Source organism: Pseudomonas sp. MWU349, from assembly GCF_017947325.1.
In the GTDB taxonomy this organism is placed as follows: domain Bacteria; phylum Pseudomonadota; class Gammaproteobacteria; order Pseudomonadales; family Pseudomonadaceae; genus Aquipseudomonas; species Aquipseudomonas protegens.
Genome location: NZ_JAFEVP010000006.1, coordinates 413713 through 429185, shown reverse-complemented (window position 1 = coordinate 429185; position 15473 = coordinate 413713). Strand labels below are relative to the sequence as shown.

At 62.4% G+C, this 15473-nt stretch carries 14 protein-coding genes; 1 reads left to right on the top strand and 13 read right to left on the bottom strand.

Annotation, left to right across the window (positions count from 1 at the left end):
- Positions 1–13 precede the first annotated feature (13 nt).
- The 11 genes from KCG88_RS25175 to ccoN (KCG88_RS25125) form a co-directional block, all read right to left on the bottom strand.
- Positions 14–2464, bottom strand: a complete 2451-nt coding sequence (locus KCG88_RS25175; RefSeq protein ID WP_210713350.1) for a heavy metal translocating P-type ATPase — start codon at positions 2462–2464, stop codon at positions 14–16.
- A gap of 99 nt (positions 2465–2563) precedes the next feature.
- Positions 2564–3100 (bottom strand): FixH family protein, encoded by a 537-nt coding sequence (locus KCG88_RS25170; protein ID WP_047336149.1) that lies wholly within the window; start codon positions 3098–3100, stop codon positions 2564–2566.
- 11 nt (positions 3101–3111) lie between these two features.
- A complete protein-coding gene (ccoG, locus tag KCG88_RS25165) occupies positions 3112–4527 on the bottom strand; it encodes a cytochrome c oxidase accessory protein CcoG (RefSeq protein ID WP_047284934.1) in 1416 nt (471 codons plus the stop codon).
- Between the two features lie 393 nt (positions 4528–4920).
- Positions 4921–5898 (bottom strand): cytochrome-c oxidase, cbb3-type subunit III, encoded by a 978-nt coding sequence (gene ccoP / locus KCG88_RS25160; RefSeq protein ID WP_047284937.1) that lies wholly within the window; start codon positions 5896–5898, stop codon positions 4921–4923.
- The gene (locus KCG88_RS25155; protein ID WP_011060239.1) at positions 5895–6080 is read right to left on the bottom strand and encodes a CcoQ/FixQ family Cbb3-type cytochrome c oxidase assembly chaperone; all 186 of its coding nucleotides are present in this window, start codon (positions 6078–6080) and stop codon (positions 5895–5897) included. Before KCG88_RS25155 ends, ccoP (KCG88_RS25160) begins: the two co-directional genes overlap by 4 nt.
- A 5-nt stretch (positions 6081–6085) precedes the next feature.
- Positions 6086–6694, bottom strand: coding sequence for a cytochrome-c oxidase, cbb3-type subunit II (ccoO, locus tag KCG88_RS25150; protein WP_011060240.1), 609 nt, complete (start codon positions 6692–6694; stop codon positions 6086–6088).
- A complete protein-coding gene (ccoN, locus tag KCG88_RS25145; protein ID WP_022643328.1) occupies positions 6694–8136 on the bottom strand; it encodes a cytochrome-c oxidase, cbb3-type subunit I in 1443 nt (480 codons plus the stop codon). The genes ccoO (KCG88_RS25150) and ccoN (KCG88_RS25145) overlap by 1 nt, the downstream gene beginning before the upstream one ends.
- 498 nt (positions 8137–8634) lie before the next feature.
- Positions 8635–9576: a cytochrome-c oxidase, cbb3-type subunit III gene (ccoP, locus tag KCG88_RS25140; RefSeq protein ID WP_011060242.1), complete on the bottom strand. Its 942-nt coding sequence runs from the start codon at positions 9574–9576 to the stop codon at positions 8635–8637.
- Positions 9573–9803 (bottom strand): cbb3-type cytochrome c oxidase subunit 3, encoded by a 231-nt coding sequence (locus KCG88_RS25135; protein ID WP_047284939.1) that lies wholly within the window; start codon positions 9801–9803, stop codon positions 9573–9575. The genes ccoP (KCG88_RS25140) and KCG88_RS25135 overlap by 4 nt, the downstream gene beginning before the upstream one ends.
- Before the next feature lie 3 nt (positions 9804–9806).
- A complete protein-coding gene (gene ccoO, locus KCG88_RS25130) occupies positions 9807–10415 on the bottom strand; it encodes a cytochrome-c oxidase, cbb3-type subunit II (RefSeq protein ID WP_015634784.1) in 609 nt (202 codons plus the stop codon).
- A 10-nt stretch (positions 10416–10425) separates the two neighbouring features.
- Complete coding sequence (ccoN, locus tag KCG88_RS25125) at positions 10426–11850, bottom strand: cytochrome-c oxidase, cbb3-type subunit I (protein WP_210713349.1); 1425 nt, start codon at positions 11848–11850, stop codon at positions 10426–10428.
- A 99-nt stretch (positions 11851–11949) separates the two neighbouring features.
- Here ccoN (KCG88_RS25125) and KCG88_RS25120 point away from each other — a divergent pair, with 99 nt between their 5' ends.
- Positions 11950–12645 carry an alpha/beta family hydrolase gene (locus tag KCG88_RS25120; protein WP_210713348.1) on the top strand — a complete coding sequence of 232 codons (696 nt, stop codon included), beginning with the start codon at positions 11950–11952 and terminating at the stop codon, positions 12643–12645.
- Between the two features lie 170 nt (positions 12646–12815).
- Here the strand turns inward: KCG88_RS25120 and KCG88_RS25115 are convergent, their stop codons facing one another.
- Together KCG88_RS25115 and KCG88_RS25110 are read right to left on the bottom strand one after the other, a co-directional pair.
- Positions 12816–14381, bottom strand: a complete 1566-nt coding sequence (locus KCG88_RS25115; protein ID WP_047284945.1) for a PAS domain-containing methyl-accepting chemotaxis protein — start codon at positions 14379–14381, stop codon at positions 12816–12818.
- A 218-nt stretch (positions 14382–14599) separates the two neighbouring features.
- Positions 14600–15391 (bottom strand): CPBP family intramembrane glutamic endopeptidase, encoded by a 792-nt coding sequence (locus KCG88_RS25110; protein WP_047284947.1) that lies wholly within the window; start codon positions 15389–15391, stop codon positions 14600–14602.
- Positions 15392–15473 lie beyond the last annotated feature (82 nt).

Genomic DNA, 15473 nt, shown 5'->3' with positions numbered 1-15473 from the left:
CAGGCCCGGCGGCTCAGGCCGGTATCGGGCGGGTTTCGGGGGCGTCGGCGCTGTCGGCCGGCCGCGGCATGCGGGTCAGGCGCAGGGCGTTGAGCACCACGGTCAGGGAACTGATGGACATGCCGACCGCCGCCCACACCGGAGTGATCCAGCCGAGGGCGGCGAACGGCAGCATCAGGCCATTGTACAGCCCGGCCCAAAGCAGGTTCTCGATGATCACCCGGCGCGTGCGGCGGGCCAGGCTGAAGGCCTGCACCAGGGCATCCAGGCGATTGGACAGCAGTACCGCATCGGCGCTGGTCTTGGCCAGGTCAGTGGCCGAGCCCATGGCGACGCTGATGTCGGCGGCGGCCAGCACTGGCACATCGTTGACCCCATCGCCGAGCATCAGCACCTTGCGGCCCTGCTGGTGCAGCTGTTGCAGCACTTGCAGCTTGTCATCGGGCCGCAGGCCGCCCCGGGCTTCATCGATCTGCAGTTCTGCAGCGACACTGGCGACCATCGGCGAGCTGTCCCCGGACAGCAGCAGGGTGTGCCAGCCACGGGCCTTGCAGGCCGCCAGCAGGGCCGGAGCATCACTGCGCAGGCGGTCGTCCAGCACCAGCCAGGCGAGAGCGCCCTGGCTGTCACCGAGCAATAGCCATTGGCCGGCCTCATCGGGCATGGGCGGAACGGTGCAGCCACTGAGCTGGCAAACGTAGGCTGGTTGCCCGATACGCAGACGCTGATCACCCACGAGGCCTTCCAGGCCCAGCCCCGGGCTGCTGGTTACTTCCTCGGCGGCCACTGGGGCACGGCCGAAAGCCCGGGCGATCGGGTGCTCGGAACGGTTTTCCAGGGCTGCGGCCAGGCTCAGGCAGTCATCGCTGGACAAGGCTCCCAATAGCCGGATGGAACGCAGCGCCAGACGTCCTTCGGTGAGGGTGCCGGTCTTGTCGAAAATCACCGTGTCGATCTGGTTCAGGCCTTCCAGTACATGGCCGCGGGTCAGCAACAGGCCTAGCTTGTGCAAGGTGCCGGTGGCGGCGGTGAGGGCTGTGGGCGTGGCCAGGGACAGCGCACAGGGGCAGGTCGCCACCAGCATGGCCAGGACGATCCAGAACGCCCGTGAGGCGTCTAGTTGCCACCACAGCAATCCGATGGCGGCCGCGGCAATCAGCGAGAACAGCAGGAACCACTGGGCCGCACGATCGGCAACCTCCGCCAGCCGCGGTTTCTCTGCCTGGGCCCGGTCCAGCAGGCGCACGATGGCCGACAGCCGGGTGTCCTGGCCCAGGGCCTGGACCTGCACTGTCAACGCGCCTTCAACGTTCAAGGTGCCGGCGGTTACCCTATCGCCCAGGCCACGGGGCTGTGGCAGGTATTCACCGGTGAGCAGGGATTCGTCGATGCTCGATTGGCCGTCGAGGATCTTGCCGTCTGCCGGTAGTACTGCGCCGGGATGCACCAGCACCCGGTCGCCCAGGCGCAATTCACTGAGCAGGATGCGTTCACTCTGGCCGTCTTCATCCAGGCGCAGGCAGGAAGCTGGCAGCAGATTGACCAGTTGCGCGGTAGCCGCCGCGGTGCGTTCCCGGGCCCGGCGTTCCAGGTAGCGTCCGGCGAGCAGGAACAGGGCGAACATGCCGACGGCATCGAAATACAACTCGCCAATGCCGCTGATGGAGGTCCAGATGCCTGCCAGGTAGGCCCCGCCGATGGCCAAGGACACCGAGACGTCCATGGTCAGGTGGCGGGTACGCAAATCGCGCATGGCGCCCTTGAAGAACGGTGCGCAGCTGTAGAAGACGATAGGCGTGGTAAGAAACAGCGCGACCCAGCGCAGGATCGTATGCAGCTCGGGGCTCAGGTCGATGTTGAACTCCGGCCAGGTGGCCATGGTCGCCATCATGGCCTGGAACCATAGCAGGCCAGCGACGCCCAACTGGCGCAGGGCCAGGCGGTTTTCACTGGCCAGTTGCTCGGAAGCGCGATCCGGCTGATACGGGTGGGCGGCGTAGCCGATGTGGCGCAGCTCGCTGAGCACCTGGCTCAGGGGCAGTTGGCTGTCGGCCCAGCGCACGTGCAGGCGGTGGTTGGACAGGTTGAGCCGGGCTTCGGCCACCGCTGGCAGGCTGCGCAGGTGTTTTTCGATCAGCCAGCCGCAGGCGGCACAACTGATGCCCTCCATGAGCAGGGTGGTTTCCGCCAGCTCCCCTTCGTGCCGGACGAAGGGCTGCTGCACGTCGGCGCGGTCGTACAGCGCCAGTTCGTCCACCAATTGCACGGGCAGGGCTTCAGGGTTGGCCGAGGCCTCGCTGCGATGGCTGTAGTAGTGCTCCAGACCGCCAGCGACTATGGCTTCGGCCACGGCCTGGCAGCCCGGACAGCAGAACTCCCGGGGTTGGCCAAGCACGACGGCGGTGAACCGGCTACCGGCGGGAACCGGCAGGGCACAGTGGTAGCAAGGCAGTGGCGTGGTCATCGGCGGTCTTTGTAATGTGGGAAAAACTCATCGCCGGCGCACCGGTCCCGCTGCAAGGGCTGGGGAGGTGACAAGCCGGCGATGTACGACAGGTACTGCTCAGTTCAGATCTTCGGCACCTTGCAGGGGCTCGTCGCCCAGCAGCAGGTCCTTGTCATGGCTGACCTGTTCTTCTTCGAACATGCGCCAGGTCTTGTCTCCCTCGACCCCCAGCAGTTCGACGAAGCGCCGCCCTTCGACCTGGTCGGTCAGCTGGCCGATGTAGCGCCCGTGTTCGGTTTCGCTGCGGGCCAGGGTGATCTTGCGGTCCTTTTCCGGCTGGGTCGGCGAGATCAGGTTCAGCTCCAGGGTCTTGGGCTGGCTGTTACCGCTCAGGCGCAGTTCGACTTCGCCGGTCAGCTCATCGAGGTGCACGTTGGCGCGCATCTTCAGGGTCTGGGCCAGCAGCTCGCGGTCCAGGGAGCGGTTGATGCCCTTGCCGGCCTCGTAGTAGTTGTCGTTGACCAGGTTGTCCGGGTTGTTCACGGCGATGGTCACCATGGACAGGGTCAGGGTCACGGAACAGGCAAGGATGCCGATGATGATCCAGGGCCAGAGGTGCTTGTACCAGGGGCTTGCGGCGGTGGCTGCGGGCATGATCACTTCTCTTAACGAATTTGGGGGCCGATGAACCGGCTCTTGGCTTCAACATGGACGCTGTCATCGTCGGCATCCTTGAGGATGAACTTCACCTCGTTGGTGGTCGATGGCAACTGTTCGGGAGCAATCGACAGCTCCACCGGCATGCTGACGATTTCGCCGGCCACCACGTGGATTTCGCGCTTGCCCTGCAGCTTCAGGTCCGGCAGGCCGGAGGCGTCCAGCACATAGGTGTGATCGCGCTGGTCCTTGTTCATGATCTTGAGGCTGTAGACGTTTTCGATCCGGCCTTCGGCGTTTTCGCGGTACAGCACCCGGTCCTTGCTGACATCGAAGCCCACCAGTGAACGCATGAAAAATGCTGTAACCAGCAGGCTGATCATGGCCAGCAGCACCAGGGCATAGCCGATCAGGCGCGGGCGCAGTTTATGGGTTTTCTGCCCCGAGAGGTTGTGCTCGGTGGTGTAGCTGATGAGCCCGCGGGGGTACTCCATTTTGTCCATGATGCTGTCGCAGGCGTCGATGCAGGCTGCGCAGCCGATGCATTCGATCTGCAGGCCATCACGGATGTCGATGCCGGTGGGGCAGACCTGGACACACATGGTGCAGTCAATGCAGTCGCCCAGGCCCTGGGCCTTGTAGTCGGCGCCTTTCTTGCGCGGGCCACGGGCTTCGCCACGGCGTGGGTCGTAGGAAACGATCAGGGTGTCCTTGTCGAACATCACGCTCTGGAAGCGTGCATAGGGGCACATGTAGATGCACACCTGCTCCCGTAGCCAGCCGGCGTTGCCGTAGGTGGCCAGAGTGAAGAAGCCGACCCAGAAGTAGGACCAGCCATCGGCCTGGCCGGTGAAGAAGTCGATGACCAGTTCGCGGATCGGCGAGAAGTAGCCGACGAAGGTCATGCCGGTGACGAAGCCGATCAGCAGCCAGAGGCTGTGCTTGCTGAATTTGCGCAGGAACTTGTTGGCGCTCATGGGCGCCTTGTCCAGCTTGATGCGCTGGTTACGGTCGCCTTCGGTGACCTTTTCACACCACATGAAGATCCAGGTCCAGACACTTTGCGGGCAGGTGTAGCCGCACCAGATGCGGCCGGCATAGACGGTGATGAAGAACAGGCCGAAGGCGGCGATGATCAACAGGCCAGAGAGCAGAATGAAGTCCTGGGGCCAGAACGTGGCGCCAAAGATGAAGAATTTGCGTTCCGGCAGGTTCCACCAGACAGCCTGGTGGCCGCCCCAGTTGAGCCACACGGTACCGAAGTACAGAAGGAACAATCCGGCGCCGCCAAGCATGCGCAGATTGCGGAACAGGCCGGTGAAGGCGCGGGTGTAGATTTTTTCCCTGGAGGCGTAGAGATCGACACTGTTGGTCGCGTTTTTGGCAGGCGGGGTAACGTCTTGTACGGGAATCTGGTTGCTCATCATTGCATCCCACGGCAGTGGAAAAATGCCTCGGTCGATGCGTGCCGACCGCGGTCAAAAGGGGTGTTGCAGTGGCGCAATGATACGCCTGTAGCTCTAGCGCAAGGGTGCGACCTTTGGTCGCGTTGGGGGAAATCAACTGATGGTGTAATGACTTGAATCAATTGACTTGTGGATTATGGACCCATTTGCACGTCGCGCCGTTCAATTCTTACAGGGGGTGAGCAGGCATACGCCGCAGGTCTCGAAGTCCGCCATATTGTCGAAGCCTGGCTACCAGGTTGCCGGAAAGGGTGACCCCCCGTCGAGCATCAGCCGATGCCAGGCGCAAACAAAACGGCCCCGCCAATGTTGATTGGCGGGGCCGTTGAGTGTTGCTTTCAGGCGTCGGTCTTACTCGGCGTCGGCCTGCTTGTCACCATGGGACAGGCTGTAGACATAAGCCGCCAGCAGGTGAACCTTGTCGTTGCCTTGCAGTTGTTCCTGCGCAGGCATCACGCCTTGACGGCCGTAACGAATGGTCTGTTGCAGTTGGGCGAAGCTCGAACCGTAGATGAAGGCTGCCGGGTGGGTCAGGTTAGGCGCGCCCATGGCAGGAGTGCCTTTGCCTTCCGGACCGTGGCATACCGCGCAGTTGGCGGCGAACAGCTTCTGGCCATTGACCGGATCGGCCTTGATGCCTTCAGGCAATTTGCGGCCGTCGAGGTTGGTCAGGACATAGGCGGCAACGTCGCTGACGCCTTGTTCCTTGATCACGTCCAGCCAGGCCGGCATCACCGCGTGGCGACCGCCCATGATGGTGGTCTTGATGGTTTCCGGCTCGCCGCCCCAGCGCCAGTCGGCGTCGGTCAGGTTGGGAAAGCCGTAGGCGCCCTTGGCGTCGGAGCCGTGGCAGACCGAGCAGTTGGATGCGAACAGACGGCCACCCATTTTCAGGGCTTGCGGGTCCTTGGCCACTTCTTCGATAGGCATGGCAGCGTACTTGGCGAAGATTGGACCGAACTTGGCGTCCGACTTGGCCATTTCCTTTTCCCACTCGTGGACGCCGGTCCAGCCGGACTGGCCGTTGGCGAATGGGGTCTGCTTCTCGTTATCGAGGTAGTTGTAGCCCGGCAGAACGCCTTTCCAGTTGCCAAGGCCCGGGTACAGCACCAGGTAGCCCAGGGCGAAGACGATGGTGCCCACGAACAGCATGAACCACCATTTCGGCAGGGGGTTGTCGTACTCCTCGATCCCGTCGAAGGAGTGGCCGACCGTCTCGTCGGTCTGCTCGGCGCGCTGGCCCTTGCGGGTCGACAGCAGCAGCCAGGTCAGGGCGAAGATGGTACCCAGACTGAGGACTGTGACGTACAGACTCCAGAACGTAGTCATTCTTTGTTACTCCTAGAAGCTTGCTCGACGTGCTTGATGGCGTCGGGATCATCCGCGAACGGCAGCAAGGTTGCGTCTTCAAACTCGGACTTGCGCTTGGGGCTGAACACCCAGAGTGCCAAACCGATGAAGGCCACCATCACAACAAGGGTGCCCAGGCCACGAATCATCCCGATATCCATCTAGATCACCGTTTGCTTTTGATGATGGTGCCCAGGCCTTGCAGATAGGCCACCAGCGCGTCCATTTCGGTTTTGCCCTTCACGGCATCCTTGGCACCGGCGATGTCTTCGTCGGTGTAAGGGACGCCGAGCGTGCGCAAGACTTCCATTTTCTTCGCGGTGTCTTTGCCGTCGAGCTTGTTTTCTACGAGGAACGGATAAGCCGGCATCTTCGACTCGGGCACCACGTTGCGCGGGTTGTACAAGTGCGCACGCTGCCAGTCATCGGAGTAACGACCGCCCACTCGGGCCAGGTCCGGGCCGGTACGCTTGGAACCCCACAGGAACGGGTGATCCCAGACGCTTTCACCGGCCACCGAGTAGTGGCCATAGCGTTCGGTTTCAGCGCGGAACGGACGGATCATCTGCGAGTGGCAGCCGACACAGCCGTTGGCGATGTAGACGTCGCGGCCTTCCAGTTCCAGCGCGGTGCGCGGCTTCATGCCTTCCACCGGCTTGTTGGTGACGTCCTGGAAGAACAGCGGGACGATCTGGGTCAGGCCGCCGATGCTGACGGCGATGACCATGAAGAAGGCCAGCAGGCCAATATTCTTCTCGACTACTTCGTGCTTCATCAGTGAGCTCCAACTACAGCGATCTGAGCAGCGGCTTCAGCTTCTGCCGGGTTCGAGGCGCGAACGGTGCGGAACACGTTGTACGCCATGATCAGCATGCCGGCGGCGAAGAACGCCCCGCCCAGAGCACGGACGATAAAGCCCGGGTGGCTGGCTTGCAGTGCTTCGACGAAGGAGTAGGTGAGGGTGCCGTCATCGTTGATTGCACGCCACATCAGGCCCTGGGTGATGCCGTTGACCCACATCGAGGCGATGTAGAGCACGGTACCGATGGTAGCCAGCCAGAAGTGGGTGTTGATCAGGCCGATGCTGTGCATCTGCTGACGACCGAAGACTTTCGGGATCAGATGGTACAGGGCGCCGATGGAGATCATCGCTACCCAGCCCAGAGCGCCGGCGTGTACGTGGCCGATGGTCCAGTCGGTGTAGTGCGAGAGCGAGTTGACGGTCTTGATCGCCATCATCGGACCTTCGAAGGTCGACATGCCGTAGAACGCCAGGGAAACCACGAGGAAGCGCAGGATCGGGTCGGTGCGCAGCTTATGCCAGGCGCCCGAGAGGGTCATCATGCCGTTGATCATGCCGCCCCAGCTTGGCGCCAGCAGGATGATCGACATGGCCATGCCCAGGGACTGGGCCCAGTCCGGCAGCGCGGTGTAGTGCAGGTGGTGCGGACCGGCCCAGATGTACAGGGTGATCAGCGCCCAGAAGTGCACGATGGACAGGCGATAGGAATAGATCGGACGCTCGGCCTGCTTGGGTACGAAGTAGTACATCATCCCCAGGAAGCCGGTGGTCAGGAAGAAGCCCACGGCGTTGTGGCCGTACCACCACTGGATCATCGCATCAGTCGCACCGGCATAGGCCGAGTAGGACTTGAAGAAGCTGACCGGCAGGGAAGCGTGGTTGACGATGTGCAGCATCGCGGTCACCACGATGAAGGCACCGTAGAACCAGTTGCCCACGTAGATGTGCTTGGTCTTGCGCTTGGTGATGGTGCCAAAGAACACCAGGCCGTAGGTGACCCAGACGATCGCCAGCAGGATAGCCAGGGGCCATTCCAGTTCGGCGTATTCCTTGGTGGTGGTGTAACCCAGTGGCAGGGTCACGATCGCGCCGACGATCACCGCTTGCCAACCCCAGAAGGTGAAGGCCGCGAGGCTGTCGGAAATCAGTCGCGTCTGGCAGGTTCGCTGCACGACATAGTAAGAGGTGGCAAACAATGCACATCCACCGAAGGCAAAGATCACCAGGTTGGTGTGCAGCGGGCGCAGGCGTCCAAACGTCGTCCACGGCAGACCGAAGTTCAACTCCGGCCATACCAGTTGTGAGGCGATGAAGACACCGAGCCCCATGCCAAGGATCCCCCAGACCACCGTCATGATGGCGAACTGGCGGACTACCTTATAGTTATAAGCAGTCGGACTGATTGCTGTGCTCATTCTAAGGTTCCACGGTTTGGGTGTTTTATTAGGGATAAAAATCGGTCGCAAGTATGGAGAAAGCAGGGGGTCATTGCAACGCGCTATGACCTGGGTCAATGCGTTCCATGCCTGATTCTGCGGCCTTTCCCTATGCCGAGTAGGGACAAAAAAATGCCCTCGGACAAGCTGTCGCGATGGACAGGAAACGGGGGGTGTCAGGTCGGTTGTAACCGGGTGTGTAGAAGCTGATGGATCAGCTGACAGGCGGTAAGCGAGTCGACAGCCGGTATAAACCAGCCTTTGCGGCCTGTCATCGAGCAGAAGCTTCGAACGTCACGGATACCGTTGGCCTGTGACCAGCCCGTGCCGGTCCCCATCGGGGCAAGCTTAGACCTGAATCAGATGAGTGCAAACGCGCTGCGGGAGAGGGTGCGACACTTGGTCGCAAAGGAGCGGGAAGTTGAACTGCGAGCGGCAAGCTGCAAGTTGGGAACCCGCAGCTTGCCGTGACTCGTCTTACTGGGTGTTTTCAGCCTGGGGCTTGTTGCCGTGGGAGAGGCTGTAAACGTAGGCGGCCAGCAGTTGCACCTTGTCATTGCCGAGCAGTTCGCTCTGCGCTGGCATGTGGCCCTGGCGACCATGGCGGATGGTCTGTTGCAGTTGTGCCAGGCTGGTGCCGTAGATGAAGCCGGCGGGCTGGGTCAGGTCGGGCGCGCCCATGATCTGGGTGCCTTTGCCGTCAGCGCCGTGGCAGGCTACGCAGGTGGTGCTGAACGCTTGCTGTCCGGCTACCAGGTCGGCATCGCTGTCGGCTGGCAGGGGCAGGCCGGCCAGGTCGTGGCGAACGTAGGCTGCCACGTTCTTCACGCCGGCTTCCTTGAGCACTTCGCCCCAGGCCGGCATGGCCGCCATGCGGCCGCCCATGATGGTGGCCTTGATGGTGTCGGCGCTGCCGCCCCACCGCCAGTTGTCGTCCGCCAGGTTCGGGAAGCCGAAGGCACCCTTGGCGTCGGAACCGTGGCAGACCGAGCAGTTGGAGGCGAACAGACGTCCGCCCATTTTCAGCGCTTGCGGGTCCTTGGCCACTTCTTCCACCGGCATGGCCGCGAATTTGGCGAAGATCGGACCAAACTTCACGTCCGCCTTGGCCATTTCCTTTTCCCATTCCTTGGTCTGGGTCCAGCCGTCTTCATAGCCCGGCAGGATGCCTTTCCAGTTGCCCAGACCCGGGTAGAGGATCAGGTAGCCAACGGAAAACACCAGGGTCCCGGCAAACAGCAGGAACCACCATTGCGGCAGGGGGTTGTCGTACTCCTCGATGCCATCGAAGGCGTGGCCCATGGTCTGGTCGACACTGCCCTTGGTCTCGCCCTTGCGGGTGCCGACCAGCAGCCAGGTCAGGCCGATCAGGCTGCCAATGGTCAGTACGCAGATCCACGTACTCCAGAAGGTGGTCATGGCCGAATGCTCCTTGTTACAGGCTCTTGAGGTTGAGCGTCATCAGTTGTGTTACCGGCCGGTGCCGTGCCCGGCATCGGGTCATCGGCGAAGGGCAGCAGGCGGGCCTGGGCAAACTCGGGGTTGCGTTTGGAGTTGAATACCCAGATCGACAGGCCGACGAAGGCGATCATCACCACCAGGGTCCCGAGGCCGCGAATCATGCCGCTATCGAGTTCAAAACCCATGGCTCACCTCTTGCTCTTGATCGCAGTGCCAAGCACTTGCAGGTAGGAGACCAGGGCATCCATCTCGGTCTTGCCCTTGAGCGTGGCGGTGGCGCCGGCGATGTCTTCGTCGGTGTACGGCACGCCCAGGGTGCGCATGACCTTGAGCTTGGTTTCGGTGTGGCTGCTGTCCACCGGTGCGGTCACCAGCCATGGGTAGGCCGGCATCTTCGATTCGGGCACCACGTTGCGCGGGTTGTACAAGTGCGCGCGGTGCCAGTCATCGGAGTAGCGGCCGCCCACCCGGGCCAGGTCCGGACCGGTACGCTTGGAGCCCCACAGGAACGGGTGGTCCCAGACGCTTTCACCGGCCACCGAGTAGTGACCATAACGCTCGGTCTCGGCGCGGAACGGACGGATCATCTGCGAGTGGCACTGTACGCAGCCTTCGCGGATGTAGATGTCGCGGCCTTCCAACTGCAGGGCGGTATAGGGCTTCATGCCTTCCACCGGCTTGTTGGTGACGTCCTGGAAGAACAGCGGGACGATCTGGGTCAGACCGCCGATGCTCACCGCGAAGACCATCAGCAGCATCAGCAGGCCGACGTTTTTCTCAATCGTTTCGTGTTTCATGGCGGACTCCTCAGGCCATCTGCGCAGCGGCGTTGACTTCGGCTGGCACTGCGGCACGCACGGTGCGCCAGGTGTTGTAAGCCATCAGGAACATGCCGCTGAGGAAGATCGCACCACCCACCAGTCGCACGATGAAGCCTGGATGGCTGGCCACCAGGGTTTCGACGAAGGAGTAGGTGAGGGTGCCGTCTTCGTTGACCGCACGCCACATCAGGCCCTGGGCGATACCGTTGACCCACATCGAAGCGATGTAGAGCACGGTGCCGATGGTGGCGAGCCAGAAGTGGGTGTTGATCAGGGCGGTGCTGTACATCTGCTCGCGACCAAAGACTTTCGGGATCAGGTGGTACAGCGCGCCGATGGAGATCATTGCAACCCAGCCCAGAGCGCCGGCGTGTACGTGGCCGATGGTCCAGTCGGTGTAGTGGGAGAGGGCGTTGACGGTCTTGATCGCCATCATCGGACCTTCGAAGGTCGACATGCCGTAGAACGCCAGGGATACCACCAGGAACCGCAGGATCGGGTCGCTGCGCAGCTTATGCCAGGCGCCCGAGAGGGTCATCATGCCGTTGATCATGCCGCCCCAGCTTGGCGCCAGCAGAACCAGCGACATCACCATCCCTAGGGACTGAGCCCAGTCCGGCAGCGCGGTGTAGTGCAGGTGGTGCGGGCCGGCCCAGATGTACAGGGTGATCAGCGCCCAGAAGTGCACGATCGACAGGCGATAGGAGTACACCGGACGCTCGGCCTGCTTGGGTACGAAGTAGTACATCATCCCCAGGAAGCCCGCGGTCAGGAAGAAGCCCACGGCGTTGTGGCCGTACCACCATTGCACCATCGCATCGGTCGCACCGGCATACACCGAGTAGGACTTGGTGAAGCTGACCGGCAGTTCCAGGTTGTTGACGATGTGCAGGATGGCCACGGTGATGATGAACGCGCCGAAGAACCAGTTACCCACATAGATGTGCTTGGTCTTGCGCTGCATCAGGGTGCCGAAGAACACGATGGCGTAGGCCACCCACACAATGGTGATCAGGATGTCGATCGGCCATTCCAGTTCGGCGTATTCCTTGGAGCTGGTGTAGCCCAGTGGCAGGCTGATGGCCGCCAGGAGGATCACCAATTGCCAGCCCCAGAAGCAGAACGCGGCGATTTTCGGCGCGAACAGCGTGGTCTGGCAGGTGCGTTGCACCGAGTAGAACGAGCTGGCAAACAGCGCGCAGCCACCGAAGGCGAAGATCACCGCGTTGGTGTGCAATGGCCGCAGACGGCCGAAGCTGGTCCACGGTAAGTCGAAGTTGAGTTCGGGCCAGACCAACTGGGCAGCGAGAAAAACCCCGAGCCCCATGCCGACGATGCCCCACACCACCGTCATAATGGCGAATTGGCGGACCACCTTGTAGTTGTAGGCGGTACTGATAGAAGTGTTCATGGTTCCCCATCCACGGTTCAGCTGAAGTGAAAGCGACTGCGCACGGCAAGGCGCGCTCACTTCGTCTGGAGTTATAGGCAGACTAAAAGCGAGGCAAGCATGAGCAATGAGCACAAGGCCAGTATTGACGGGGATCAATGGGCGCAGTGCGTGCGGGAGCGGGGCTGGTTGTGGGAGTTCGCGCGGGGCGTCGAGGTGCGGTCGGCACCGACCCTGGTCCTCGCCCATGGCGCCGGCGCGCCCATGGACAGTGGGTTCATGAACGATATCGCTGTACGCCTTGCGGGGCACGGGGTGAACGTCTTGCGCTTCGAGTTTCCCTACATGGCCCAGCGGCGCCTGGACGGCGGTAAGCGCCCGCCCAACCCGGCGCCCAGGCTGCAGGAATGCTGGCGTGAGGTGCATGCCCTGGTGCGACCTTATGTCACTGGGGTGTTGGCGGTGGGCGGCAAGTCCATGGGCGGGCGCATGGCCAGTTTGCTGGCCGATGAACTGAAGGCCGATGCATTGGTGTGCCTGGGCTATCCGTTCCATGCCGCCGGCAAACCGGAAAAACCGCGGGTGGCGCATCTGGCCGATCTGTCAGTGCCGAGCCTGATCGTGCAGGGCGAGCGTGACGCCCTGGGCAATCGCCAGGCAGTCGAGGCCTACACATTGGCACCCAATATCGAGTTGTACTGGCTGGCCGCCGCTGATCACGATCTCAAGCCCCTGAAGGCCTCCGGTTGCACCCATGATCAGCATCTGGAGTCAGCGGCGGCCAAGGTCGCTGCGTTCCTGCAAGCACTGGCCTGATCCTGTAGGAGCGAGCTTGCTCGCGAAGCGTTCACCCGGCCTTCGAATTTGTAGCGCGGTGAAGATTTATCGCCAGCAAGTTCGCTCCGACGGTTGTCGGGTGGGTTTGCGGGCATAAAAAAACCGGAAGCCTTGGCTTCCGGTTTTTTGTTGCCGGCCCTAGGGGGGGGCTAGCGGTTGAAGCGCTCCACCAGCGAGTACTGGGTGTGCGCGGTGCGGGTCAGAGCTTCGCTGAGCTCGGCCGAATGCTGGGCCTGCTCCGAAGTCTGATCCGCCAGTTGCGCGATGGTGCTGATGTTGCGGCTGATCTCTTCGGCCACCGAGCTTTGCTCTTCGGTGGCGGCAGCGATCTGGGTGGTCATGTCGGTGATGTTGGCCACCGCTTCGCTGATGCCCACCAGTGCCTGGTCGGCTTCCAGCACCCGGGCCACGCCTTCTTCGGCCTGACGATGACCGGCGTCCATGGTCTGCACGGCGGTGGCGGCTGTCTGCTGCAGCTTGGCGATCAGGGTATGGATCTGCCCGGTGGATTCACTGGTGCGCTGTGCCAACTGACGCACCTCGTCGGCCACCACGGCAAAGCCGCGGCCCATTTCACCGGCACGGGCGGCTTCGATGGCTGCGTTCAGGGCCAGCAGGTTGGTCTGGTCGGCAATGCCCTTGATCACGTCGACGACGCCGCCGATCTCGTCACTGTCCTTGGCCAGTTGGGTTACCGTCAGCCCGGTTTCGCCCACCACCACCGACAGGCGCTGGATGGCTTCGCGGGTTTCCCCGGCGATATCGCGGCCACGACCAGTCAGGCGATTGGCTTCCTGGGTGGCGTCGGCGGTACGTTGCACGTGGCTGGCCACTTCCTGGGTGGTGGCGGCCATCTGGTTGACCGCGGTGGCCACCTGTTCGGTCTCGACCCGCTGGCGCTCCAGGCCGCTGGAGCTGTTGTGGGCCAGGGTGTCGGACTGGCGGGCCTGCTCGTTGAGGTGCTCGGCGGTGTCCTGCAGGCGGGTCAGACAGGTCTTCAGGCGCGCTTCCTGGCTCAGGATCGACATCTCCAGGCGGGCTTGGGCGCCGCGGCTGTCAGTGTACATCTGAGCGATCAGCGGGTCGGAGGTGGTCTGCTCGGCCAGTCGCAACAGGCGCTTGAGCCCGCGCTGCTGCCAGCTCAGGCCCAGCAGGCCCAGGGGCACCGAGAGCGCGGCGGCCAGGGCGAAGCCCCAGTGGGAGTTGAGCCAGGCGCCGATCATGAAGCTCAGCTGGCTGACCAGGATGAACGGTAGCCAGTCCTGCAGCACAGGCAGCCACTTGTCACGCTTGGGAATGGCCGACTTGCCAGTGTTGATGCGTTGGTAAAGAGCTTCGGCGCGACGCACCTGCTCGGCGGTGGGCTTGACCCGTACCGACTCGTAACCCACTACCTGGCTGCCTTCGAAGATCGGTGTCACATAGGCGTTGACCCAGTAGTGGTCGCCGGTCTTGCAGCGGTTCTTGACGATGCCCATCCATGGCAAGCCTTGTTTCAAGGTGCCCCACATGTGCGCGAACACCGCCGCCGGCACATCAGGGTGACGTACCAGGTTGTGCGGTGCGCGAACCAGTTCTTCACGGGAGAACCCACTGATCTCGACAAAGGCGTCGTTGCAGTAGGTGATCACGCCTTTGGCGTCGGTGGTGGAAATCAACCGTTGTTGAGCCGGGAAGGTACGTTCGCGCTGAGTGACAGGCTGGTTATTACGCATGGTTTTTCAATCCGCAAGGCTTTGATAGGTTGTCGGCCGCTTCAACCGATTATTGAAATTATTTTTCAATAATCGGCTCTGGGTCTCATTGGCAGAATGTGTCGCTTGCAAAAAGCGCCGGCAGGTATAAACCGGCGTTGACGAGGGGGCTAATCATTGACGTTCTTCCTTGGCAGTCAATAGTCCTGAAGTACTGGTTTGGTAAAACGGCTGACGGGTTATCCGGCCAGCATCGGGTAGGTGAAGAGGCCGAAATGCAGCAGGTTGAGACCGAAGTGAGTGGCTATCGCCGCCCCCAGGCCGCCAAAACGATAGGCCAGACCGTAGCCGACGCCGGCGATGCCTGCCAATAGGGTCCATTGCCACCCCGCGCCCAGGTGCACCAGGCCGAACAGCAGCGCCGCGCACAACAGGGCCAGGTTCTCGCCGTAGGGCAGGGCCTTGAAGCGCCGGCTCAGGCCGCCCTGGATATAGCCGCGAAACAGCGCCTCTTCCACCAGGGTCACCAGCAGCAGGTTGTTCAGCACCCAGAGCCAGGCCTGCTCCGGCCATTTTGGCGCCCAAGTGATCATGCCCAGCAGCAGCGCGCCGCCCAGTGCGGCTACCGCACACAGAGTCAGGGCCGCGGCGGTGGCATACAGCGACAGGCGCAGTGAGCGCCGCCCGACTATCCACGGGCATACCAGCAGCAGCCAGAAGCCGATTAGCGGCTTGTCCTGGTTCAAGTACAGGGAGAAGGGCACGGCATCGTCAGTGAAACGCTGCGGCTCGATGGCCCGGCCATTGTAGAACCCGGGCAGCCAGTGCATGGCCAGGGCCAGGGCGAGCACCACGAACAGGCCGTGGCCCAGGTACTGGCCGACGCGGCTGCGTTGCTGGCGCACGGCGAAGCCGGCAGCCAACAGCAGCAAGATCGACAGGGCGGCCAGCAGGCCCAGTTGCCCGTAGCTCAGGGCCAGTGCGTAGCCAATGGAAAGAAGTGCCAGGTACATCCATGGCAGAGCGGTCATGGGGAATCCTTGTTGCGTAAGAATGGGTATTGCAGAGACGTAGTACTGCGCCGGATCTGTAGTCGCCATTGCGACCGGTGAG